Source organism: Pseudorhodobacter aquimaris (assembly GCF_001202025.1).
Classification (GTDB): Bacteria; Pseudomonadota; Alphaproteobacteria; order Rhodobacterales; family Rhodobacteraceae; genus Pseudorhodobacter; species Pseudorhodobacter aquimaris.
This window is the reverse complement of record NZ_LGHS01000012.1, coordinates 1-1,395: the sequence shown is the minus strand read 5'-3', so window position 1 is coordinate 1,395 and position 1,395 is coordinate 1. Positions and strand designations below refer to the sequence as shown.

Annotated in this window: 2 protein-coding genes and 1 pseudogene; 1 reads left to right on the top strand and 2 read right to left on the bottom strand. The window is 58.5% G+C overall.

Features of this window, described 5'->3' with window-relative positions; genetic code table 11:
• Positions 1-176, top strand: a pseudogene (locus AKU94_RS18855) (phage terminase large subunit family protein); the annotation flags it as partial.
• On the opposite strand, the gene AKU94_RS19870 reads toward AKU94_RS18855, so the two are convergent.
• Both AKU94_RS19870 and AKU94_RS01840 read right to left on the bottom strand, forming a co-directional pair.
• On the bottom strand, positions 136-648 hold the full coding sequence (locus tag AKU94_RS19870) for a hypothetical protein (protein WP_198144800.1): 513 nt from the start codon (positions 646-648) through the stop codon (positions 136-138). The pseudogene AKU94_RS18855 and the gene AKU94_RS19870 sit on opposite strands and share 41 nt — an antisense overlap.
• A gap of 117 nt (positions 649-765) precedes the next feature.
• On the bottom strand, positions 766-1,368 hold the full coding sequence (locus AKU94_RS01840; RefSeq protein WP_232295651.1) for a DUF3489 domain-containing protein: 603 nt from the start codon (positions 1,366-1,368) through the stop codon (positions 766-768).
• Positions 1,369-1,395 lie beyond the last annotated feature (27 nt).

The following is a 1,395-nucleotide window of genomic DNA, read 5'->3' as shown; positions in this document are numbered from 1 at the left end:
ACCGTACCGCACGCACGCCATACCTGCGCGAGATCATGGATGCCCTGTCGCCCAGCCATCCAGCGCAGCGTGTGACGTTCATGAAGGCCGCGCAAGTCGGCGCAACCGAGGCTGGCAACAACTGGATCGGCTTCGTCATTCACCACGTGCCCGGGCCGATGCTTGCCGTGCAGCCGCATGCGGGTCCTTTTCGATCTGAGCCAAAGCACGTTGTATCTCAACATCTACCGACGCCAATCCGTGCTTTTTGACAGCTTCTTCCAGTGAAAGGGTAGATGTCGTGCCAGCTCGAACGATGTTTCCGCCGCGAACGTAAGCCAAACCTTCGCGCGCCAAGGTTTCCTTTATCTTGATTTTCTCTTGCTCAAGGTTTGCGGCATGATCATCGCCAGCACTTAGCCAAAAAGTGTTTGTTGGCACTGCCTTTTCCATGAAATCGTCGAGGATTGCGCCAAATATCCTCAATGGTTCATCGGACAGTTTGTTAATCTGGCGAAGCCATGCTTGGACCTTTGTCGCTTTGCTTCCGTCTGGAATCGGCTCTGGTGCGCCCGCGAAGAGGAACAAAGAGTCAATTTCTGCCTGTGTGTAACGAACTGGAAATATCTGGCTGAGCAGGCCGACGACGCTCGTCGGAATTTTGTCCATACGGTGTCTCCAAAAAAAATCACCTATACCATCTCGCATTCTTGCAGACGATGGCAAGCGATGAGCACTGAACGGAATTGTGCGGCAAGCTGCGTGGCGCGAGACTGGCGCAATATTCTAGTCGGTATGTGCAATCCGATACACCCTACCCCTGTCGACCTCCTTGGCCGAAGTTACGATAATACCTAGCTTCTTGCCCAAGGCGCCCGACATGGCACCTCTCGCCGTGTGCGCCAACCATCCGGTTGCAGCCATGATTTCCTGCATCGTGCCGCCTTCGGGCCGCCGCAACATCTCAATCAGCATCGCCTGTTTGGTCCCGGCGCGCTGCTTGGGCTGGGCAGCGGTCTCCGTTGATGCAAGCGTCTTTGCGGCATGTTCGCGGATGGCGACCACGGCTTTCACCACCACCGGCGCGATCCCGATGGCCAGCAGCCCGGCGTCGGTGACGATCAACGTGGTGCCATGGCCATCGCCAGTCTCACGCCAGAGCGGCTCGCCGCGCCGCAGGTTGGCGTCGACCTCCTGCAGCCAGCCATGTGCGATCATTTTGGTGACGGCCATCTTCGCCGCTGCACCGTGCAGCCCTTTGGGTAGCGGCAGGGCGATGTTGTCGGGGCGCTGGGCCCCGGCGCTCAGGATGATGGTCTGGGTGTCAGTGAGTTTCGTCATGACGGGCTCCTGTTTGATCTGGTGACGCTGGGCGGGATCACGCGGCATGCTCGCCCTCCTTGAAGGCGCTGTCGG

Coding starts and splice junctions, on each gene's coding strand:
- AKU94_RS19870 (WP_198144800.1), bottom strand. CDS start 648: ATGGACAAAATTCCGACGAGCGTCGTCGGCCTGCTCAGCCAGATATTT.
- AKU94_RS01840 (WP_232295651.1), bottom strand. CDS start 1,368: ATGCCGCGTGATCCCGCCCAGCGTCACCAGATCAAACAGGAGCCCGTC.